Source organism: Buttiauxella sp. A111 (assembly GCF_014189855.1).
Classification (GTDB): domain Bacteria; phylum Pseudomonadota; class Gammaproteobacteria; order Enterobacterales; family Enterobacteriaceae; genus Buttiauxella; species Buttiauxella selenatireducens.
Map to the genome: position 1 here is coordinate 51,590 of NZ_BJFN01000009.1, position 21,679 is coordinate 73,268.

The 21,679-nt window shown below is 49.4% G+C and carries 16 protein-coding genes and 2 tRNA genes; 6 read left to right on the forward strand and 12 right to left on the reverse strand.

Annotated elements, in window-relative coordinates:
* Positions 1 to 21: 21 nt before the first annotated feature.
* From BSPA111_RS20645 to BSPA111_RS20685, 9 genes are all read right to left on the reverse strand, one after another.
* Complete coding sequence (locus BSPA111_RS20645; protein WP_183273010.1) at positions 22 to 1,257, reverse strand: NAD(P)/FAD-dependent oxidoreductase; 1,236 nt, start codon at positions 1,255 to 1,257, stop codon at positions 22 to 24.
* Entirely contained in the window at positions 1,250 to 2,641 is a 1,392-nt protein-coding gene (locus tag BSPA111_RS20650; protein WP_183273011.1) for an NAD(P)/FAD-dependent oxidoreductase, read from the reverse strand. Before BSPA111_RS20650 ends, BSPA111_RS20645 begins: the two co-directional genes overlap by 8 nt.
* Positions 2,638 to 3,612 carry an ABC transporter permease gene (locus BSPA111_RS20655; protein ID WP_183273012.1) on the reverse strand — a complete coding sequence of 325 codons (975 nt, stop codon included), beginning with the start codon at positions 3,610 to 3,612 and terminating at the stop codon, positions 2,638 to 2,640. Before BSPA111_RS20655 ends, BSPA111_RS20650 begins: the two co-directional genes overlap by 4 nt.
* A 16-nt stretch (positions 3,613 to 3,628) precedes the next feature.
* Positions 3,629 to 6,091: an ATP-binding cassette domain-containing protein gene (locus tag BSPA111_RS20660; protein ID WP_221200577.1), complete on the reverse strand. Its 2,463-nt coding sequence runs from the start codon at positions 6,089 to 6,091 to the stop codon at positions 3,629 to 3,631.
* Positions 6,092 to 6,203: 112 nt separating this feature from the next.
* A complete protein-coding gene (locus BSPA111_RS20665) occupies positions 6,204 to 7,238 on the reverse strand; it encodes a sugar ABC transporter substrate-binding protein (protein ID WP_183273014.1) in 1,035 nt (344 codons plus the stop codon).
* A 602-nt stretch (positions 7,239 to 7,840) separates the two neighbouring features.
* On the reverse strand, positions 7,841 to 11,593 hold the full coding sequence (locus BSPA111_RS22760) for a peroxidase family protein (RefSeq protein ID WP_183273015.1): 3,753 nt from the start codon (positions 11,591 to 11,593) through the stop codon (positions 7,841 to 7,843).
* 743 nt (positions 11,594 to 12,336) lie between these two features.
* Positions 12,337 to 12,424: transfer RNA gene (locus BSPA111_RS20675), tRNA-Ser, on the reverse strand.
* Between the two features lie 152 nt (positions 12,425 to 12,576).
* Positions 12,577 to 12,664: transfer RNA gene (locus BSPA111_RS20680), tRNA-Ser, on the reverse strand.
* 163 nt (positions 12,665 to 12,827) lie between these two features.
* Complete coding sequence (locus tag BSPA111_RS20685; RefSeq protein ID WP_255459316.1) at positions 12,828 to 14,429, reverse strand: ABC transporter substrate-binding protein; 1,602 nt, start codon at positions 14,427 to 14,429, stop codon at positions 12,828 to 12,830.
* A gap of 251 nt (positions 14,430 to 14,680) precedes the next feature.
* On the opposite strand from BSPA111_RS20685, the gene yccA reads away from it, so the two are divergent.
* Positions 14,681 to 15,340, forward strand: a complete 660-nt coding sequence (yccA, locus tag BSPA111_RS20690) for an FtsH protease modulator YccA (protein WP_183273017.1) — start codon at positions 14,681 to 14,683, stop codon at positions 15,338 to 15,340.
* Positions 15,341 to 15,447: 107 nt separating this feature from the next.
* Positions 15,448 to 15,780, forward strand: a complete 333-nt coding sequence (gene tusE / locus BSPA111_RS20695) for a sulfurtransferase TusE (RefSeq protein ID WP_183273018.1) — start codon at positions 15,448 to 15,450, stop codon at positions 15,778 to 15,780.
* Here tusE and yccX read toward each other — a convergent pair.
* Positions 15,777 to 16,058: an acylphosphatase gene (gene yccX, locus BSPA111_RS20700; RefSeq protein WP_183273019.1), complete on the reverse strand. Its 282-nt coding sequence runs from the start codon at positions 16,056 to 16,058 to the stop codon at positions 15,777 to 15,779. The genes tusE and yccX overlap by 4 nt on opposite strands.
* A 90-nt stretch (positions 16,059 to 16,148) precedes the next feature.
* Here yccX and rlmI point away from each other — a divergent pair, with 90 nt between their 5' ends.
* Both rlmI and hspQ read left to right on the forward strand, forming a co-directional pair.
* The gene (gene rlmI / locus BSPA111_RS20705; protein ID WP_183273020.1) at positions 16,149 to 17,339 is read left to right on the forward strand and encodes a 23S rRNA (cytosine(1962)-C(5))-methyltransferase RlmI; all 1,191 of its coding nucleotides are present in this window, start codon (positions 16,149 to 16,151) and stop codon (positions 17,337 to 17,339) included.
* A gap of 60 nt (positions 17,340 to 17,399) precedes the next feature.
* On the forward strand, positions 17,400 to 17,717 hold the full coding sequence (hspQ, locus tag BSPA111_RS20710; protein WP_183273021.1) for a heat shock protein HspQ: 318 nt from the start codon (positions 17,400 to 17,402) through the stop codon (positions 17,715 to 17,717).
* 29 nt (positions 17,718 to 17,746) lie between these two features.
* Here the strand turns inward: hspQ and BSPA111_RS20715 are convergent, their stop codons facing one another.
* Positions 17,747 to 18,160, reverse strand: a complete 414-nt coding sequence (locus BSPA111_RS20715; protein WP_183273022.1) for a CoA-binding protein — start codon at positions 18,158 to 18,160, stop codon at positions 17,747 to 17,749.
* A 185-nt stretch (positions 18,161 to 18,345) separates the two neighbouring features.
* Between BSPA111_RS20715 and BSPA111_RS20720 the strand changes: the two genes are divergently transcribed.
* A complete protein-coding gene (locus BSPA111_RS20720) occupies positions 18,346 to 19,008 on the forward strand; it encodes a DUF2057 family protein (RefSeq protein WP_183273023.1) in 663 nt (220 codons plus the stop codon).
* A gap of 109 nt (positions 19,009 to 19,117) precedes the next feature.
* The gene (mgsA, locus tag BSPA111_RS20725; RefSeq protein ID WP_183273024.1) at positions 19,118 to 19,576 is read left to right on the forward strand and encodes a methylglyoxal synthase; all 459 of its coding nucleotides are present in this window, start codon (positions 19,118 to 19,120) and stop codon (positions 19,574 to 19,576) included.
* On the opposite strand, the gene helD is transcribed toward mgsA, so the two are convergent.
* Positions 19,577 to 21,631 carry a DNA helicase IV gene (helD, locus tag BSPA111_RS20730; RefSeq protein WP_183273025.1) on the reverse strand — a complete coding sequence of 685 codons (2,055 nt, stop codon included), beginning with the start codon at positions 21,629 to 21,631 and terminating at the stop codon, positions 19,577 to 19,579.
* Between the last annotated feature and the right edge of the window lie 48 nt (positions 21,632 to 21,679).

The following is a 21,679-nucleotide window of genomic DNA, read 5'->3' on the forward strand; positions in this document are numbered from 1 at the left end:
TATGATATTGCTTCCTGTTTATCAGTTGTTTTTCAGTGAGATGCTTATCTTGCTGAATGAATCCGTTAACGGAATTTGCTGCAACGGTATTAAAATTCGCCGCTCTGGTAATAACTTCATTTCTTTGCTCCAGATAACGCGGCCATTCTGGATGAGCTGTAATTCTCCTTGCGCCGATTGCAACGCCCGAAGTTGTAGATTATCCATGCCTCTGTCTTTTTCAGTCGCCACAATACGTTGTGGGACTATCCATTTAATCTGCTTATCTGCCACCACCAGTTGTACGTATTCCTGAGATGATTTTCTTTCACCCGCTAAATCACTGGCTACCATTTCACCTACACGATTGCCTTCACGGAAAGACCAGCCTGCGGTTTCCAGCGCTCTGAGCATATTCCCGGTGGCGTAGTAAGAGGGATCGCTGCAACGACCAAATTGATCAATTTCAGGACCACCGCTGGACGGATCCAATTGTAGATGACTCCCCCGGATAAGGGCCGAGTCGGGAATAAAACGTCCGGTAAACAGCACACCATCACAGGCTATTTCACGCTCCTTCCCTTCCTGGCGAATCAGCACTGACTCCACACGCTTCATCCCATCAATGCGTGCAATCTCGCAGTTGTAATGCAACGGCACGCCCAGCAAACGGGGTAATAGCATCATCGGGCGTCTGGCTGTTGGCCGTTGATTGGCTTCCACCATAGCAACAGGTTTGATACCGGCCTTGCGACAGGTCAGCAACGCGGACAGCGAAACCAGCTCAGTACCGACAATTAAGGGCCGTTTGAAAGGAAGCAGACCACGCAAATAGACCCAGGACTGCAACGCACCTGTATTGAGTACGCCTGTAGGGCGATCGCCAGAAACCAGCAATGCAGAGCGTGGCGATTCACGAACGCCGGTTGCCATAATCACACGCAGGCCTGTAAGTCGGCGCAGGCCTTCATGATTGCTCACCAGAAGCGTCGCATTAGGTTCCACATTGATAACAGTGGTATTCGTCATTATTTCAATTTGATGTTCTCTGGCTAATTGCACCAAACGGCGCGCATATTCAGGCCCGGACAGAATGCGCCCAAATTCCCGCATACCAAAAGGAGGATGGCCACAATGACGCGGAATACCGCCAGCTTCTGGCTCGCGTTCAATAATAATCACGCGTTTTATCCCTTTGCGTCGCAATGCGACTGCAGCGGAAATGCCAGCAGGCCCTCCCCCGATGACCAACACATCAGCATCAAATTCGTTATTCATTGACGTCTCCTACAATGAGGGATTCACCCCATTTTTCCCGGCTTAACTCAGCAACCCGACTACTGCAATAGAACCCCTGGCAGCGCCCCATACAGACGCGAGTTCTTCGTTTCAGCCCCCCAAGATCCCTGGCAGGCACCGGGCCATTGAGTGCTGCATCTATTTCGCGCCGTGTGACACGTTCGCAATGGCAAACCATTTCGTGACTGCCTGGCATCTGCCAGTCACGAGGTAAATGTTCAGCCAGGTTAGGGACTGAGTTCGCTACTGGATCAAATAAGGGAGTTAATGTCGTTGAAGGTTGAGTGCTGTAGAGGTCAAACAAATGTGCTGCCAGCCCAAGTGAAGCCGTCAGACCGGTGGAGCGAATTCCCCCCGCCGCCAGATAACCGACATCGGCGTCATGATAGATACGATACTCTTTACGCTCCGTCGCAGGGCGTAACCCCGCATAAACCGCGGTAACCGGCACACCCGACAGCGCAGGGATCAGGGAAACTGCTTTAGCAATTAGCTGCTCAAGCATCGGCTTTTCAACCGCCGCATGCAGACGATCGTCTTGCTCCTCGGCTGTTGGCCCAACCAGTAGATTGCCAAATATGGTTCTGACGAGCACCACACCTTTGGTGCGCTCATTCGGGACCGGCAATAGAATGGTGTTAAGCAAGCTTGAGGCGACTTTATCGAATACCACGAACTGGCCTTTACGCGGTTTAATCGTAAAGCGCGATGTCCCCAGCAGAATTGATTCCACCTTATCACCCCAAACACCGGCGCAATTGATGACCGTTGAGGCGCGAATTTCTCCCTGATTCGTCGTAAGAATCCATTCGTTCCCCTCTCTTATGGCGGAGAGAAGCTCGGTGTCACACATCACCTGGCCACCGTTCTCGACGGCCTGCCGTAAATAGGCTAGCGGCGCACTCCAGGGGTCAATCACATGTTCTTCAGGGACTAACAATCCCCCCAATACTTCAGGAGACAGAAAAGGTTCGCGTTTTAGTAAGCTTGCGCGATCCAGCATTTGCACATCTGCAACACCATTTTGTTTGGCCTGCGCCATAATGCCAGGCAGACGATCCATTTCATCCTGATTCCAGGCGGCCACCACTGCGCCCGTTTTTAGTATCGGCAGATTCAGCTGACCGGAAATTTCCAGATATTCGCGGTAGCCTCGTTGCATACAGGATAATTCGGTACTGTCTGGCGGAGCATCAAACCCGGTGTGCAAGATAGCGCTGTTGGCTTTGCTGGCACCCGACAGAATATCGCTGCTTTTTTCAATCAGCAGAACGCGAGCCCCCTCGAGGACAAAGCGGCGAGTGACCGCGCAACCGACAACACCGGCACCAATCACGACGACATCAACGTTCAATTTCTTCATTGCGACACCTGCTTACGGTGATTGCGAGCAAAGTTAATGCTCTGATCGAGAAGAAGAATGCAAATAATGATTGCACCTTTATAGAGATCCAGACTGGAAGGTTCGACACCTAAGATACGCAGTGCTGCCGTGAGTAAACTGATGATGAGCGCACCGCAAATCACTCCGCCAACGCTCCCACGACCACCGAATAAGCTCGTACCGCCAATGACCGCCGCCGCTATCGCATCTAGCAGCAGACTGACACCGCCAACGTTCGGATTGACGACAGGGATACGTGAAATGAACACGGTTGCCGTCAGGAAAACAAACACAGAAGAGAGAACAAAAACGCCAATCTTCTGTTTTTTCACAGAAATACCTGCCAACTCGGCGCGTTCTGCTGACGAGCCGACCGCGTAGGTCTTCAAACCGAAAGCTGTACGGCGTGAAATCCACCAGCACAGGAGCGCCATTAAACAGACAAACACGACTGTTGGCGGAAACCACAGTGAAGAAGTAAATGCCCCAAAGCTGCGCAGCAATGGGTTAAACACGAGAATGGTGCCGGTTTTCGCCACCATCAATGTTGCCCCCTGCAGGAACAACATCGTGACTAAAGTGGCAATAAACGACGGTAATTTGAGAACAGTCACCATCAGGCCGTTTAGAAAACCAAAGGTCAGACACGCAAAGAAGCCAATCGCTAACGCGGGTGCCAAACCCGTCCCGGATGAGAGCAACGTGCCCATGGTTACGGCGCAAAATGAAACCAGGTGACCGGCTGATAAGTCAATTTCGCCTGTCAGTAGGATCCAAAATAGTCCCAATCCCATCAGCGCAACTGACGTTGCCTGTAACATGATGATGTTTAAATTATTTAATGAAACAATTCTGTTATCCACCACACCGAACACCAGCAGCAGAATGATTAACAGCAGTATCGGAGCCAGGTCCAACACCAGATTTACCCGCGAACGCGATGACTTCATGATGGTTTTTCCTTGTTTAAACATATTTAAAGGCCAGACTCATCACCTGTTCTTCTGTAGCCCCACGGGGTAATTCCCCGGCAATGCGCCCTTTGCTAAGAACGATTATTCTGTCGGCTACACCCAAAGCTTCCGGCAGTTCGCTGGAAACCATCAAAATGCCCATGCCCTGCTGTTTCAATTCGGCAATTAAATTGTGAATTTCAAATTTCGCACCGACATCAACACCGTTGGTCGGTTCGTCGAGCAGAAGTAACCGGGGACGGGTTGCCAGCCATTTACCGATAACAATTTTTTGTTGATTACCACCGGACAAACTGGCAACAAGGTTTTCGGGATTGGATGGGCGCACACCCAATTGCGTAATGATATTTTTTGCTAATTTGGCAATGGCTTGCCTGCGCAGGATGCCGACAAAGCTGTTATGCAAAATCCAGCGTAAGGAAATGTTATCTTTCAGAGACATACTGCCAATAAAGCCCTCTTTGTGACGGTCCTCCGGCACATAAGCGACGCCTAACTGGCTGGCGCGGCGGGCATGTCCGGACGTCATCTTCTGGGCATCAAGCGTGATAGAGCCGTGATTAAAGTGGCCAAGCCCGGCGATACACCGCATCAGCTCAGTACGACCACTGCCCATCAAGCCGGTTAATGCCACCAGCTCACCATGACGAACGGTGAGGTTGATGTTTTGTAGCAAGCCACCCGCTGACAGGTCTTTCACTTCGAGCAACGCCTCTCCCGGCACGGTTTCATGCCATGGGAAAACATTGCCGATATCGCGTCCAACCATCATATTGATCAGCTCAGATTCTGAGGTTTTAGGCAAAGGAGCCTCGCCCACTTTTTGACCGTCACGCAACACCACCGCTCGGCTGGCCAGGGTATAAATTTCCTGCATTTTGTGCGAGATATAGAGGACGCAGCAGTTTCTTTTCAGCAGACGATCAATCAGTAAATAGAGTTGATCGCGTTCAGGGTTAGTTAACGCACTGGTCGGTTCATCCATCACAATCAGCCAGGCGTCAGCCATCATTGCCTTGGCAACTTCCACCATCTGGCATTGTCCGATTGTCAGTTCTGCAACTTTCGCATCCGGATCGACATCAAGCTGTAATTCATTAATTAATGTTCGTGCATGCTGGCGCATTTTTTTCCGGTTAAGCGCAATACCGAAATACCGTGGAAGTTTTGTCTGCGCCAGTGCCAGATTCTCTGCCACTGTTAATTCTGGGATCAGGCTGAAATGCTGATGAATAATCGAAATGCCTGCCCGACGGCTTTCTGCTGGCGAAGTTAATTTGATTTCGGCATCATCGAGCCATATTCCGCCTTCTTCCGGGTGATAAATCCCAGAAAGCACTTTTACTAGCGTGGATTTACCCGCGCCGTTTTCCCCCATTAACGCCACCACTTCTCCACGATTCAGGCGCAATGAAACGTTAGATAAGGCCTTCACCCCAGGGAATATTTTAGAAATACCCTTTAATTCAATGCTATTTACCGACTGGGTAATATTTTCACCTGAAGACAAACTGACGTTTTTTGGCGGAAATAACGCTTTTAGGCTTATTCCTTGCAGGAGGCCACGCTGGCTGAGCAGTACAGCGACCAGCACAAATCCTCCGGTGACGAAGTAATTGACCTGTTGGGAAACTTGCAAAAAGGAGAGCCCGGTATTCACCACGCCCAGTAACAGTGCGCCCAGCGCCGTACCTAAAATAGAACCCTGCCCGCCTGCCAGTCTCGCACCACCAATAATTGCAGCTGTAATGGCAGAAAACTCCAGGCCAAACCCAGCCAGTGGCTGTGCTGAGCCGACTCGCCCCGTGGTGAGCAATGCGCCAATCCCGGCGCTGGCACCTGCAAATACATAAATTAGCGTACAGGTGACGCGCACCGGTATTAATGATGCATGAGCAGCCTCTGTATTTCCGCCAGTGGCGTACACCCAGCGGCCAAATATGGTGCGATTAAGCAAGAACATCCATAATGCGGCCAGTACAACAGCAATAAGCAAACTGACTGGAATACCTGCAATATCGGTATGACCAAACCATAAATATAATGAAGAATCGACAGCCACTGACTGTGAGCCGGAAAAACTCAGCGCAACACCACGGGCAAAAGCATAAACCGCAAGAGTCGTAACAAAAGGACTGATGCCAATGACACTAATCAGTGTGCCATTTAACAGGCCAAATCCTGCACCTATTAAAATCACGACTATGATACCCAGCCAGCCTGGTATGCCTGTATTTTGCATAATCAGTGCTGCCAGAATTCCGCTTGCTGCCAGGACGCTTCCGACTGAAATATCAATACCTTTACAGATGATGACCGCCGTTATCGCATAGGCAACAGTCGCTATCACTGAGGTTTGCTGGCCAATATTAAGCAGATTTTCCGGGGATAAATAATCGGGTGTAGCAATACCAAACACCGCCACGGCAATAAGGATAATGACAAATAAAACCATTTCCTGATTGAGTCTCAGGCCCTTTAACCCCGGGGAGATGGGGGTACTCTCACTGTTTTGCGACATCGTGGGATACTCCAAAGCCCGGTTATTCACCGGGCAACAGTTTTTATTACTGTTCAGCGACTGTCATGGCTGAGTCAGGCTTCGAAGGTGACATTTCTGTACGGTATTCCTTCGCAACCAATTCGGCCTTAGACGGAGTGATATAGGGGAAGCTCAGACCATTAGCTTTTAATTCAGCCGCCGTTTTATCTGATGTAACAAAATAGGTAGGCATAAACAGATCTGTTGGGTATTTCGCCCCTTTAGCGAGACGAGCAGCAACGGCAATATTCCAGTAACCCACTCGAGATGCACCGTTTAATACATCAACGACATTCGAGCCATCGCTGACATGAGGGAACATTTCAGGGTCGCCTTCATAGCTGGCAAATGAAATAGGACGGCCATTAGCATCCGCAATCGCTTTTGCCGCAACGCAGATTGAATCGGCGAAACAACCTACGCCTTTTAAATTTGGATAGGTTGATAACCATGTTTGCATGGCATCAGAAGAGCGCGTGCTATCCCAGTTGGTTGCTTCGACTCCCACCAGTTTGATACCAGGGAATTCTTTTGACATCACATCGCGAAACGCTTTTTCGCGAGTGTCAGAGACATAGTTGCCTTTTCCGCCAACCAGTAGAGCCACCTCGCCTTTGCCGTCGAGTTTCTTGGCTAATGCACGGGCGACCGTACTCATATTGGAATAGTCGGGATAAAGTGTGTTGTAATTCCAGTTACCATCGACTTTATTACCCATGGCAACCACAGGAATATTTTTTGCTTTCGCTTTTTGAACCGCATTGGCAATAGCAGCACGATCAAGAGGATCAACTAAAATGACATCGACGCCCTGGTTAACAAAGTTTTCAATATTTGAGATTTCTTTCTCAAGGCTACCTTCAGAACCCTGCCATATAACCTTAACGCCATAATCTTTTGCCGCCTCATCACCCGCCTGTCTCATCCGTACAAAAAATGAGTTTTGCAGATCAATGGCAACCACACCGATTACCGGTACTTTTTCCGCAGCAAAGGTTGAAGCCGATGCAACTAACGCCAACATCACAGCACTGGCAACACCTGTCTTGTTTATAAACATGTTTACCCCTTGATTGAAATCCCAACGTTACTGAAATGAAGCCTCATACCTGGCTACTGGTATTAAGCGGCTATAAAAAAAGCACCTCACGACTGAAAGGTATATCTTGAGTTACCAAACGGTCAATTGAGATGTTGTGAAAAAGTGATCAATACGTAATATTTTTACTGCGAAGGGGTAACAAACACCTTAAAACAAGCTCTGTGTCGCATAAGCATGCAAAATTTTTCCGAGAATTGTTTTTTAGATAAAAATGACCGAACGGTCATTAAAGAATGGTATTTCTAGCCTGGTGATTACCGGTATTGGGTTTGTCGGAAAGAAAGGTAAACATCCGATGGACTCATCATCACAGGGTTTTTAGACGAAGAAAGGAGTTCGCCCGCTCCATCAGTTGGGGAATGTGAATAATTCGCCGTCATAAATGATGAGGGCGAAAAAGCAAGCATTCTGCCTGGCCATCAACGCGTTGAAAATTTGACCCAGGCGCCAGCATAAACATTTAACACAACTAAAAGAACAGCATTATAAAGGTGGATTTCGTTCCCTTTAATAAATCCTTTAGTTCGGTTGGCGTATGCTGGCGCCACAACGTCTTCTCCTTATCCGATTAGAATAAAATCATGAATATCGATACTTTTAGAGTTTACGTTTTCTAAAGTAATGACATTGTCATTAGCAGGATTGCCGATGCTAATGACGGTACTATTACCGGCTCCCCCAGCAATCGTGACGCTGCTGGCAAAATTCGCCACGCTAATGCCTAATAAACTCAGATCGAGGTAGTCCTGTCCGCCGCTGGGATTACTATCGAAACCGTTGGTAATACGGTCTCGCCCAAAGCCTTCGCTAAAGACGAAGGTGTCATTTCCGGCACCACCTGACATGATATCAGCGCCCTGGCCACCATCGAGTCTATCGTCACCCGCTCCGCCTATCATGTTATCGTTGCCGGCCCCGCCCTGAAGGTTATCGGCACCGATACCACCATCAAGGGAGTCATTTCCTGCCCCCCCCCTGAGCGTGTCGTTTCCTCCCAGACCATACAAAAAGTCATTACCGCTGCCACCGTTGATGGTGTTGGCAATGGCATTCCCTCTGCCGGTGAAAGAGCCTGTCCCGGTGAATACCAGTGTTTCAACGTTATTGGTCAACGTGTAATTGTTGAGGGTGGTCTGGACAACATCCGCCCCGCCATCAAGAGCCTCCTTGACAACATCCATAGCATTATCAACCAGATAAACATCATCTCCGGCACCACCTGTCATGCTATCGGCACCCTGACCACCATCGAGTCTATCGTTACCCGCTCCGCCTATCATGTTATCGTTGCCGGTCCCGCCCTGAAGGTTATCGGCACCGTCACCACCATCAAGGGAATCATTTCCTGCCCCACCGTTCAGCTGGTCGTTTCCTCCCATTCCATACAAAAAGTCATTACCGCTGCCACCGCTGATGGTGTTGGCAATGGCATTCCCTCTGCCGGTGAAATTGCCTGTCCCGGTGAACACCAGTGTTTCAACGTTATCGGTCAAGGTGTAATTGTTGAGGGTGGTCTGGACGACATCCGTCCCGCCATTAAGACCTTCCGTGACAACATCACCCTTATTATCAACGATATAGGTGTCATTACCGAGACCGCCCGCCATCGCATCGGCACCAGAACCGCCGTTGAGGGTATCGCTGCCGGCCCCACCGTTGAGCGTGTCGTTGCCGCCGCCGCCATTGAGGACGTCGTCGCCGAGCCCACCATTGAGGACGTCAATGCCATTTCCACCATTGAGGACGAGGTTGCGGTAGGCAACGACCGGCGGATTATCGAGCTGACTCGTCCCGAAGATGTTCTCGGGAAGATTGGTCAGGCCCGTGTTGCGTGCCACGATCCCGGCAAAGCCCTGCTCCTCAATGGCCTCGTAGAGGTCCAGATGCTCCACGCGGTCGAGATAATACAGCCGGTCACCTTCCTGGATCCGGTCAAGTTGCTCGTGAATGATGACCCAGAAGGTCTGGCCAACCACACCGCCATTGATGTGCTTCTCGGCGAGTCCGCCAACGAACAGATCCACTCTGTCGATGCCTTTGACGGTGTTTCCGTTGACCAATTTATAGCCAGGATTAGCCGCCAGGAAGTTTGCAATTTGAGCATCCTCCAGAACGAGGTCTGGATAGGCCTGTTTGAATTGCGCAATGACGGTGTCGCTGAGATTGTTCCGTGCCTGGAAGTCCTCCCACGAACTGTATGGTGTGAGATCGCCGGCAAAGCTGACCGCCTCCCTCACATACGGATCGAGAGAGGCCATAAGGTCGGCCCGGATCTGGTTCATCGAACCCAGACCGACGTCCCACTCGCGGGCGACGTCAAAGGCGAACACGTCAGCACTGATACGAATGAGGTCATTTCGGACAGCATCGACGATATTGACGTCGACTTCTTCCGCAGGCTGGACAACACCACCGGCAATGATCCCGGCGACACCTATTTGCTCATAGCCAGGCTGTGGAGAGTAAGGCAATTGCGCTTTGGGGAAGTTGAACGCGCTCGTATCGTTGGTCGGATTGAGGAATGCGTCGAACAGCGGCACCTGTGTTGCATTGCCCTGAGCATCTAGCACCGTCAGCGTCTGCCCTATCAACGAATGACCGAACCGGTAAGCTGCCGTCGCGAACTCGTGCGAGACTCGTGCATCCACTTCCGGATTGTACCCGGCGAAGCCGTGATCGCCCTCGCCTCTCATGCCACCAAGCAACTTGTCGGCAAAGTCGGTGTAAATAACGCGCTGATATTCAGCCTCGTTGATGATCTTGGCAGCCTGGAAAAGCTCTTCCGCTGTTCCATTAAATCCGGCGTCGAGCAATCCGTTGACATGGAAGTTGTGATTCCGCGCCCAGATGTTGTGGACCGCAGTGAGTGCGATGTTCTCGTTCGCCCGTCCATCACCCGCCACGTAGTGGTCGAGCAGGTTGATAAAGGGGTTGGTGTCGAGCAGCAGCGCAAAGCCACTTCCCATGAAATTAGATGTCATGGCAGGGAGCATCGCCTGGTTGATAACGCCATTGCTGTCGACCAGTCCGGCGAAGTACTCCTGGAAGGTCACGCTGTGGTCGCCCGGCAGTGAGCTGTCGGTGAATCGCGTGTTGTTGTTCCAGTGATTCAGGATCAGTTCCCTCAGTGTGGGCAGCAGCTTGAAATTCGGATTTGATGGATCCAATCCGCCCTCCAACAGCTTGCCCGTAAACCCGCCATGTCCGTCGCCTTCGCGCAGGAACAAGCCGACGAGTTCGTTCGAGCCATAAGTTTGGTTCTGGTCAGCGAATGGTGATGTCTTATTGAGATGCTGCGGGATGCCATTGGCATCAATGCTGTCAACGGTGCCGCGAGTCAGGTCCGCGGGATTTGGAACCGTGCCAGGAGCACCAATCTGGATCGTTCCGTTACCTCCCTTACCGAGGAAATCGAGACCGTGATCGAAGTACTGACCGAAGGCCGTGAACAAGCTGTTCACACCGGCGGCGTTGCCGGAAAGGTTTGCTTCCTGTGCGCCAAGGACATTGCTGATGGCACGCGGGTCCAGCCCAGAAAACAGGGGATTAATGTCGCGGTTGTGAGTCGTCTCATTGTATGCACCGTAGTGCGCGTCGGTGAGTCGTATGAACGGCTGATCGGCCGAACCATAGTCAAGGTGAACACGGTTATTGCCGGTACCTTCGAGATCGCGGATCCCGAGTGCATCGTTGTCTTCACCTCCTTCAAGCCCGTTGACGAGATTCTTCAGGTTGGCGACATCACTGGCGTTGAGCGGGAAGGCACCGTCGCCGCCGACATCGTCATCGTCATCGCCATCCTTCGACGTTTCCTTGCTTGCTAAGAGAGTTGGAGCTGTAGGGTTCGACTTGGTGTTCATGCCGTCAGGCACTTTGCTCGTGTCCTGGGTCAGCGTAGAAGGCCCGGATCTCGACGCCAGCTCAATAACCTCCTGCGGCGATGGCGTGCCAAACATACCATCCAGACCAGTGCCGATCGCGGGATCGGTACCTTTGTTCACTTCAACTGCGGATAAGATGTGGGCGGTCTTGTTACTGATAATCCATGACGGCGGATCTATAACCGACCATATTCCATCGTATCTCGCTTGAAACGAGGAATCAAAAAAGCGCAGGAAGGAATGGTCTGCGGCCCCAAACTTGCCTAGCCCTGTGACCAGGTTGTTAAAGCTACCATCGAAGGTATGCATACCGAATGGAACCAGACGGTTGGATAGTATATTTAAGTTGACATCGTCGACATCCGTTTGTGTTATAGAGACTTGCTTGAGGATATATTTTAGGTCAGGCTTTTTGGCATCGGTCATTTTCATTTCTCTCAATAATGATTATGAAAAGGCACGAAAAGCCGAAGCCGGTACGCGGCACTCGAATTACGCGCCTGGAGTTGCTAACTGAGCAAATAGACAGAGCAGCTCCGAGTTCCGGGGGGTAAACGATCTATATTCCCCTTCACTTCACAAAAGACCCGATGATGGATATGCTCAGCCCCCTGGAAAATCGCGACGACTTACTTTGCCAAAGTGATAGCAGGCTTCAGACAAGCGATCCCCTAACATTTAATAAAGCTAAAAAATTAACAACCGTCAATTATTTGTAATTACCATCAACAACCTTCAATTCTCCAGACAAATATTGAACCAATCATAAAGATAATTAATTATTAATATAGCCATGCTAAAATCAATAATATAAAAGTTTATAAAACAAACCTGAAAATAATACTTTATTAGTACCGCTTCGTTGACATATCTAAACTAACTTATATTTACTTGTCATCAACATCATAATCGAGGTCATTATGTGTGATGTGACCTGCCCGCAGATATTAATGATTTTCCTGGCGTGAACAATATCGCTGAACCCGTGCTCATTCAGGCATTCATCGCCATGCTTCGTAGTGAGTAGCTAAAGACAGTGACTATGCTCAAACTATAGGGCCTATGACAGTTATTGCTTCCAGCAGGGACACTAAAGGGTTAGGAGGCGTCAACTTATGGTAAAAACACCAGAAACGAAAAAGCCCCAGCTTATTTCTAAGCTGGGGCTTGAATGTTGGTGGAAGCGTAGAGATTCGAACTCTAGAACCCTTTCGGATCGCCGGTTTTCAAGACCGGTGCCTTCAACCACTCGGCCACGCTTCCAACGAGCCGAACTATAAACATCTCAGAACTTCTTGTAAAGCCTGACTTTGTTCGTTCGCCTTAAAAATAACCAAAATCGTGTTATTTAATTGAAACATCAAAAAGTTAAAACGAAAAAGCCCCAGCTTATTTCTAAGCTAGGGCTTGAATGTTGGTGGAAGCGTAGAGATTCGAACTCTAGAACCCTTTCGGATCGCCGGTTTTCAAGACCGGTGCCTTCAACCACTCGGCCACGCTTCCAACGAGGCGAACTATAAACATACCCATACTTCATGTAAAGCAAGATTTTGTTCGTTCGCCTGATAAATCACCAATCCTGTATTGTTTGAATGAAACATCAGCAATTTGATTGGTTTAACAACAGAAACCATTGTGGGCTCCGCTTCCCACAATGAGATGAGCTTTAGTGTTTTTTGATGTACATATCTTTGGTGTAGTAGAAACCGAGGTTGTTCGGCGCATATCCACCAACATAAGGCTTCACTAACTGGACCAACACATAGTGATAAACCGGAATTGCTGGCACATCTTCAGCCAGTTTATCTTCGGCTTGTTGGTAGAACTTACCGCGCTGCTCAACATTGTCTGCTTTGGCTGCATTTTTTAGTGCGTCATCAAAAGCGGTATTGCTGTACTTCGAGGTATTCTCACTGTCACCCGTGCGGAAGTTATTCAGGAAAGTCGCTGCATCGTCGTAATCAGCAATCCACGCATAGCGCACCACGTCAAAAGTCCCGCTGTGCATGGTGTCGAGCATGGTTTTCCATTCCTGGTTTTGCAGCTTCGCTTCTACCCCCAGGTTTTTACTCCACATTGAACTGGCGGCAATGGCAATGCGTTGATGCGATTCAGAAGTGTTGTACAACAGATTGAATTTCAATGGATGGGTGGCATTAAATCCCGCCTCTTCCAGCAGCTTTTTCGCTTCTGCTACACGCTTCTCATGGCTCCAGCTGGCGTAATCAGGAGATTTGAGTTCAACACCACCAATATCTTTTTGGCTGATGACCCAGGCCGGGATTTGCCCCTGCCCCAACACTTTTTCAGCGATGATGTCTTTATCCAGTGCCATGTTTAGCGCACGACGTACACGCGGGTCATTAAATGGCGCTTTAGTGGTATTAAATTGGTAGTAGTAGGTGGCAAGCTTAGGCGTCACATGGACCTGATCGGGTATGGATTTCTTCAGTGAAGCGTACAGCGTTTGCGGGACAGTTAAAACAATATCAATCTCACCCGCTTTGTATCGGTTGATATCGGCAGTTTCGGAAGCGATGGGTAAGTAAGTTACTTTGTTAATAACGGTGTGGCTATCATCCCAATAGTTTTTATTACGCACCCCGATAACTTTTTCGTTTACCACCCAGTCAGAAAGTGTGTATGGCCCACTACTCACAAAATTAGCAGGCTGCGTCCATTTATCGCCGAACTTCTCAACGACGGCTTTATCAACAACCACCAGCGAGGTGTGCGCGAGCATTGCGAGGAATGCGGCAGTTGGTTGAGTCAGCGTAACTTGTAGCGTGGCATCATCTAATGCTTTCACACCCAACGTATCAGGGGATTTTTTACCTTCTGCAATATCTGCCGCGTTTTCTACATGCATATTGCCAAGATAGCTTGCATAAGGTGACCCTATTTTGGGATCAACCAGGCGCTGCCAACTCCAGACCACATCTTCAGCGGTGATCGGCTCACCATTGGACCATTTAATACCAGGACGAAGATGGAAAACCCATTCCGTGCTGCTTTTCTGTTCCCATTTTTCAGCCAGTCTTGGCTCTATGGAACCATCATTGCGGACTTCTACCAGCCCTTCAAAAAAGTCACTGATAATCGCCGACTCAACATTGCTCTCTACCTTATGAGGATCAAGCGAGGCTGGCTCACTGCCATTGTTGCGCACAAGCTCTTGTTTTTGTGCCAATTCAGTCCCTGCCGGCACGTTGGCCGCCCAGGCACCCGAAATGGCACTCGCCAATCCAATAGCAATAAAAGATTTCATAACTGTGATGTGGTTGTTTGTTTTCATAACACGCCTTATTTGAGTTATTAACGACGGTACGGTTAATACTCTTAGCACCCGAATTAATTTAAGCAATAATTTTCAGTCACATATAAGTGAGTTTTATGACGTATGTCTTATCTGTTATTTTCATTTGGGCTTGGTAAAGATGGGTAAAATGACTTCCTTGCAATAAAGGAGGCCATTATTCTCAGTCACTATAACCACCTGCTATAAGAGAGAGTTTCTGAATGGATCGCATAATTACATCCTCGCGTGACCGTTCGTCACTGCTGAGTACCCACAAGGTACTGCGTAATACTTATTTTCTACTCAGCCTGACGCTGGCGTTTTCTGCGATTACCGCAACTGCCAGCACCGTGTTGATGCTGCCGTCACCAGGCCTGATTCTGACGCTGGTTGGCATGTATGGTCTGATGTTTTTAACCCACCGTCTGGCGGATAAACCAACGGGCATTCTTGCTGCTTTTGCTTTCACCGGTTTCCTGGGGTACATCCTCGGCCCAATGCTTAATTCGTTTATTTCGGCGGGTATGGGCGATGTGATTGGAATGGCGTTAGGCGGTACGGCGCTGGTGTTCTTTAGCTGCTCCGCATATGTGCTGACTACCCGTAAGGACATGTCTTTCCTGGGCGGTATGCTGATGGCGGGTGTTGTCGTCGTGCTGGTCGGTATGGTTGCTAACATCTTCCTGCAACTGCCTGCTCTGCACCTGGCAATTAGCGCGGTGTTTATTCTGATCTCTTCTGGCGCCATTTTGTTTGAGACCAGCAACATCATCCGTGGTGGTGAAACTAACTATATTCGCGCAACAGTGAGTTTGTACGTTTCTCTGTACAACATCTTCATCAGCCTGTTGAGCATTCTGGGCTTCGCAAGCCGCGATTAATTGCGAGCCAGCCGAAACCTTACAAAGCCTCGCGAATGCGGGGCTTTGTTTTTTCTGACACGGCAAAATTTGCTACACTGCGCCCAGTTTGTCTGGAGCAAAGAATAATGACGTTGATGTTTGAAGGCACAGAAATAGAAACCGATGCCGATGGTTATTTGAAAAATAGCCAGGAATGGAGCGAGCCGCTTGCGGAAGTTATTGCGGCAAAAGAAGGTATTACGCTTGCAGTAGAGCACTGGGAAGTGGTTCGATTTGTACGCGAATTTTACCTGGAGTTTAATACCTCTCCGGCAATTCGTATGTTGGTCAAAGCGATGGCGGCCAAATTTGGCGAAGAGAAAGGCAATAGCCGCTACTTATATCGTTTGTTCCCCAAAGGGCCGGCCAAGCAGGCAACAAAAATTGCCGGGCTGCCAAAGCCGGTGAAGTGTATTTAGTAGCGAATACTAAAATCTGCCCATTGACGGTCGGGTTGGTGAGGCTCAGTCAGCACTTTATCAACCCGAGCACTGCGCGGCCCTCCTGCTTTTAGCCACGCGATAAGTTTTTCCACCTGCGGTGCATCACCGCAGGCTAATACCTCAACGCTTCCATCATCCATGTTACGGGCGTAACCGGTTAAACCCAGTTTTAACGCCTCGCGCTGTGTGCTGTAGCGAAAACCAACCCCCTGAACCAGGCCGTGGACCCAGGCAAGTGTGCATACTGTGGTCATAACTTCCTCCGTTTCGGGTTCTTACGTTGCATTTACCCGGTGTTAACCGGAAAATGACGCCAAATTATTAGCAAGAAAGCATAGCAAATTATGAGTGTACGTTTAGTGTTAACCAAAGGGCGTGAAAAGTCGTTATTGCGCCGTCATCCGTGGGTGTTTTCTGGTGCTGTCGCACGCATGGAAGGCAAAGCCAATCTCGGCGAAACAATTGATGTTGTCGATAGCCAGGGCAAATGGTTGGCACGTGCCGCCTACTCCCCTTCATCGCAAATCCGTGCTCGCGTCTGGACTTTCGATGCCAATGAAAGCATCGATATCGAATTCTTCACGCGTCGTTTGCAGCAGGCGCAACAGTGGCGCAACTGGCTGGCCGCTCGTGATGGACTGGATAGCTATCGTCTGATCGCTGGCGAATCTGATGGTCTGCCCGGTGTGACAATTGATCGCTTCGGTAACTTCCTGGTTCTGCAACTGCTTTCTGCTGGCGCTGAATACCAACGCCCGGCGTTGGTCGCCGCACTGCAAAATCTCTATCCAGAATGCGCAATCTATGACCGTTCGGACGTGGCAGTGCGTAAGAAAGAAGGAATGGAATTGACGCAAGGCCCGGTGAGCGGCGAATTGCCACCTGACCTGTTGCCAATCGAAGAGCACGGCATGAAGTTATTGGTTGATATTAAGGGTGGCCACAAAACGGGTTATTACCTTGACCAACGCGACAGTCGTTTTGCAACTCGCCAGTATGTGAAAGATAAGCGTGTGTTGAATTGCTTCTCCTACACCGGTGGTTTTGCGGTTTCTGCTCTGATGGGCGGCTGTCGCCAGGTTGTCAGCGTTGATACCTCTCAGGACGCTTTGGATGTAGCGAAGAAAAACGTCGAGCTGAACAAACTCGATTTGAGCAAAGCGGAATTCCTGCGTGACGACGTGTTCAAACTGCTGCGCAAATACCGCGACCAGGGTGAGAAGTTCGACGTTATCGTGATGGACCCGCCGAAATTTGTCGAGAATAAGAACCAGTTGATGGGCGCATGTCGTGGCTATAAAGATATCAATATGCTGGCAATCCAGTTATTGAATCCGGGTGGCATTTTAATGACGTACTCATGTTCGGGATTAATGACGACAGATTTATTCCAGAAAATCATCGCCGATGCCGCCGTAGATGCTGGGCGTGATGTACAATTTATAGAGCAGTTCCGTCAGGCCGCCGACCACCCAGTGATCGCGACCTACCCGGAAGGCCTGTATCTGAAAGGGTTTGCCTGTCGCGTCATGTAACTTGAAAAATGGAATGTTGCCCGCACATTAATGGCAGGTAATGTTTCTCAGGAGGTGACTATGATTGCCAGCAAATTCGGCATCGGCCAGCAAGTACGACATTCTTTGCTGGGCTATCTGGGAGTCGTGGTCGATATTGACCCGGAATACTCTCTGGATGAACCCGCAGAAGATGATCTGGCCGTTAACGATGCCCTCCGGAGTGCCCCCTGGTATCATGTAGTGATGGAAGATGATGATGGCCAGGCGGTGCATACGTATCTTGCTGAAGTCCAGTTAAGTGGGGAGTCACAAGACGAGCATCCCGAACAACCGTCGATGGATGAATTGGCGGCTTCGATACGGCAGCAGCTTCAGGCACCTCGCCTGCGTAATTAGCAAAAACCCCGCAAACGCGGGGTTTTTTATTATTTCGCCAGGCCCAGTCGAGGGATTTCAATCGCCGGACATTTGTCCATCACCACGTTTAAACCGGCATCCTGTGCCAGCACCGCAGCCTGTTCATTGATGACACCTAGCTGCATCCACAACGTTTTTGCACCGATGGCGATAGCTTCTCTCGCCACTTCCCATGCCGCTTCTGAGTTTCGAAACACGTCGACCATATCCACTTTTTGCGGAATATCTGCAAGCGATCCATAGCCTTGCTGACCCAAAAGGGTTTTACCGGCCACTTTTGGTGACACGGGAATCACTTCATATCCTTGATCCAGCAAATAGGCCATCACCCGATAGCTTGGGCGATCCGGTTTATCACTGGCTCCCACAAGGGCAATTGTTCGGGTGTTTTTTAAAATAGTTTGAATATCTGCCTGTTTCATCACACTCTCCGCTGGGACTTCGTAATCAAAATTGTATGCCATCCCTTACTGACTCACCATCTTTCCCATACACAGGTAGTAGAGCAATTTTATGAAATATGTCTATATGTTAATGAACTGACCTTGTGAAAAATTTTGATACATTAAGTCAAGGATAGTCCCATTTATCCTGGCAGGAGAAATTGATGAGAACAGTGTTCTTTATCGCGATATGTTGGTTACTTCTTTTGCCGCTTGAATCGTGGGCGACAACGTTACGTCTTTCCACGGATGTCGATTTGCTGGTGCTTGATGGGAAAAAGGTTTCCAGTTCTTTATTAAGAGGGGCTGATAGCCTCGAACTGGATAACGGCCCACATCAATTGGTGTTTCGCGTTGAAAAAAATATTCGTGCCAACGCCCGCGAACAGCGTCTTTATATTTCCCCTCCTTTGATAGTCAGTTTTGATACTAAGGAGGTCAGCCAGGTCAATTTTAATTTACCCCGCATTGAAAACGATAAAGAGAGCGAAGAGTTTGACCAGGCACCGCATCTTCAGTTGCTGGACGGTAATGCCACGGTCATTCCTGTGAAAGTTGATGTTTTGCCAGTAAAAGTGACACCGCAAGGAATTGATTACGAACAAGACACCCAGCTTTACAACAAATCAGGCAAGGTCGCGTCGATAAAAGGCTTCGCCACGATGATGGCAGATGATAGTACGTTACTGTCACGGACGTCCGAACTTGATGCGCCACCCCAGTCAGAAACGTTGACCGAACAACGGCTCAAGTATTGGTTCTTACAAGCAGACAAACCCACTCGCGAGCGTTTCTTACAATGGGTGAAGGACAACCCCAGCCAATAATTGCCTTTCAATTCCCGCATTTTTGACACCCTTCTCTTGCAGCATCAGTGGCTTCCAGTAAGCTGTAGACATTATTAATCAATCAATATTAATCAATCAGGATTAACCAATGGAATTAACAACCCGCACCCTGGCGGAAAAAAAGCATATTGCACTGGTTGCGCACGATCACTGCAAAGATGCGTTGTTGAAATGGGTGGAACGCCACAAGTCGGTTTTGGCCCAACATGTGTTGTACGCCACCGGGACCACCGGGAATCTCATTCAGCGCGGCAGCGGTCTTGATGTCAATGCCATGCTAAGCGGCCCAATGGGTGGTGATCAGCAAGTTGGGGCGTTGATTTCTGAAGGGAAAATTGATGTGCTCATTTTCTTCTGGGACCCGTTGAATGCCGTTCCACACGATCCGGATGTTAAAGCATTACTGCGTCTGGCGACGGTGTGGAACATTCCTGTAGCGACCAATTTATCCACCGCCGATTTTATTATTCAATCGCCGGGCTTTAATCAGTCAGTAGAAATTTTGATCCCCGATTACTCACGTTATCTTGCAGAACGACTGAAATAATTACGGTCGATTCGCAGCGGGCACGCCAAGGTGTTTCAGGATATCGACAAAACTGGACGGTTCTTTTTTGTTGAATAGCAGCCAGACACGATGACGGGCCCGCGTCATTGCCACATACAACAATCTCCGCTCCTCAGCATCCGGATAATCTTCTGGCTGCGGCAGTAATGCTTCTTCCATGACAGATTCACGCGCCACCGCCGGGAAACCGTCTTTCCCTTCTTGTAAGCCCAATATCACAACATAATCAGCTTGTTGCCCTTTACTGGCGTGAATGGTCATGAACTCAATCGCCAGTTTTGGCCAACGTGTCGCAGCCTTTTCCAGAATGGCCGGACGTAAATGATGGTAACGCGCCAACACCAGAATTCGCTGCTGTGGCTGCACATAGCCGCTCATCTTATCGAGCAATGCTTCAAGCTGATCATCGGCTAATAACGTGACGGCTTTTTTATCACCTTTAGACAGGCTGTTTAACGGCTTGGCAAGTTGATGTGGATTCTGCTGCACGAATCGGTTCGCGATTTCACCGATGCGGTCGTTGAAACGGTACGTGGTATCCAGCGCACACTGATCTGCATCGCCAAAGTGGTGAGCGAAGGCGGTCGTCAGCGACATTTCCGCACCGCTGAAACGATAAATCGCCTGCCAGTCATCGCCGACGGCATAGAGCGATGTATGCGAGTTTTGCTTTCTCAATGCTGCCAGTAGTGCGGCGCGTTGAGGTGAAAGGTCCTGAAATTCATCCACCAGAATATGCTTCCATGGGCTGATAAATCGCCCCTTTTCCAGCACATTGACAGCCTGATGAATCAAGCCTGAAAAATCGACGGCTTCTTCGGACTTCAGCGCCGTTTTCCAGGTTTTTAATAACGGAGCCATAAGTTTGACGCGTTTCGCAAATACATCCCGGATTTCCTCAGGTGCGGAGGCAATCATTTCAGCCTGAGATCCCCCATGCATACGCATTAATCCTAACCAACGATCTAAGCGGCTGGCCAGGCGTTTGGCTAAGCGTTCATCTTTCCAGTATTCGCCTTCTGGCACTTCCCATTGCAACTCTTCGCTTAGCCACTCACGCCACCCTTTTGCCTGCGCTTTTTTCTCACGACATTGTTGCTGCCAGCTTTCAATGAGCAGTTGATGACGTGCGTGGGTATCAGATTCCAGTTCACTAACGCGCGGTACTTTTTTGCTGCCTTGCTGAATAATATGCAATGCTAACGCATGAAATGTGCGGGCTGAGATCGCATCCGTATGCAGGCGTTCGGCAATGCGCTGATCCATTTCTTGCGCGGCTTTACGGCCAAATGCCAGCAATAAAATTTGATCTTCACTGGCTTCGCCGCGTTGCAACAACCAGCCGGCACGCGCAACCAGGACTGAAGTTTTGCCGCTCCCGGCTCCCGCCAGCACTAATAACGAATCTTCACCATTTACTACAGCGCGCGCCTGGGAAGGGTTCAGTGGCGAGCTCTCTATTTTCTGGAAGAAATCAGCATACTTTTCAAGCATGTGTTTGGTAAAAGCAGTATTGCGTTGACTGCGACGTTGCTCGCCTTGCTCAAGCCAGGCTTTGCACTGTAGCCAGACTTCTCGGCAATTCTCAAAATCTTCTAGTCGTGCCTGAGGAAGTGGCAGCCCGGTAAATGCAGCGCGAACATTTTGTTGTAATTCCTGCATATCGCTGCGTTTAAACCACTTTTCCTGCTGAATTCGACGCGTAATTTCAGCGTACTGTTGATGCAAAACCTGAGCCGCAACTTCACTCATCTCAGCACTCCAACTCTGCCATAGCGCATCGAGATGATGATAAAAGCGCTGCGTTTCACTCCATTCTGTCCCGTGGAGACGCACGACTTTGTCATCTGGCAGGACAAATTCAAGTTCCCCCCACACCAGGCCGCGCTTGCAATTAATGGCAATTAACTGATTGAATGGAATAAGGTATTCATGACGTTCACCCTTTACCTCGACACCAGCAGCCAACAATCTCACGCGATTGTAGGGATGTTGTGCTAAATGTTTGCCTAAGGAGGTCGCTTTCAGTTCCATTACGCTTTGCCTGATCCAAAATAGGGGTTGAGGTTAAGTTTACCCGCC

Bases quoted from the DNA above. Each gene is read 5' to 3' on its own strand.
- BSPA111_RS20650 (WP_183273011.1), bottom strand. From the start codon at position 2,641: ATGAAGAAATTGAACGTTGATGTCGTCGTGATTGGTGCCGGTGTTGTC.
- BSPA111_RS20715 (WP_183273022.1), bottom strand. From the start codon at position 18,160: ATGAAACAGGCAGATATTCAAACTATTTTAAAAAACACCCGAACAATT.
- BSPA111_RS22760 (WP_183273015.1), bottom strand. From the start codon at position 11,593: ATGAAAATGACCGATGCCAAAAAGCCTGACCTAAAATATATCCTCAAG.
- hspQ (WP_183273021.1), top strand. From the start codon at position 17,400: ATGATTGCCAGCAAATTCGGCATCGGCCAGCAAGTACGACATTCTTTG.
- rlmI (WP_183273020.1), top strand. From the start codon at position 16,149: ATGAGTGTACGTTTAGTGTTAACCAAAGGGCGTGAAAAGTCGTTATTG.
- BSPA111_RS20720 (WP_183273023.1), top strand. From the start codon at position 18,346: ATGAGAACAGTGTTCTTTATCGCGATATGTTGGTTACTTCTTTTGCCG.
- helD (WP_183273025.1), bottom strand. From the start codon at position 21,631: ATGGAACTGAAAGCGACCTCCTTAGGCAAACATTTAGCACAACATCCC.
- BSPA111_RS20665 (WP_183273014.1), bottom strand. From the start codon at position 7,238: ATGTTTATAAACAAGACAGGTGTTGCCAGTGCTGTGATGTTGGCGTTA.
- BSPA111_RS20660 (WP_221200577.1), bottom strand. From the start codon at position 6,091: ATGGTTTTATTTGTCATTATCCTTATTGCCGTGGCGGTGTTTGGTATT.
- tusE (WP_183273018.1), top strand. From the start codon at position 15,448: ATGACGTTGATGTTTGAAGGCACAGAAATAGAAACCGATGCCGATGGT.
- mgsA (WP_183273024.1), top strand. From the start codon at position 19,118: ATGGAATTAACAACCCGCACCCTGGCGGAAAAAAAGCATATTGCACTG.
- BSPA111_RS20685 (WP_255459316.1), bottom strand. From the start codon at position 14,429: ATGAAATCTTTTATTGCTATTGGATTGGCGAGTGCCATTTCGGGTGCC.
- yccA (WP_183273017.1), top strand. From the start codon at position 14,681: ATGGATCGCATAATTACATCCTCGCGTGACCGTTCGTCACTGCTGAGT.
- BSPA111_RS20645 (WP_183273010.1), bottom strand. From the start codon at position 1,257: ATGAATAACGAATTTGATGCTGATGTGTTGGTCATCGGGGGAGGGCCT.
- BSPA111_RS20655 (WP_183273012.1), bottom strand. From the start codon at position 3,612: ATGAAGTCATCGCGTTCGCGGGTAAATCTGGTGTTGGACCTGGCTCCG.
- yccX (WP_183273019.1), bottom strand. From the start codon at position 16,058: ATGACCACAGTATGCACACTTGCCTGGGTCCACGGCCTGGTTCAGGGG.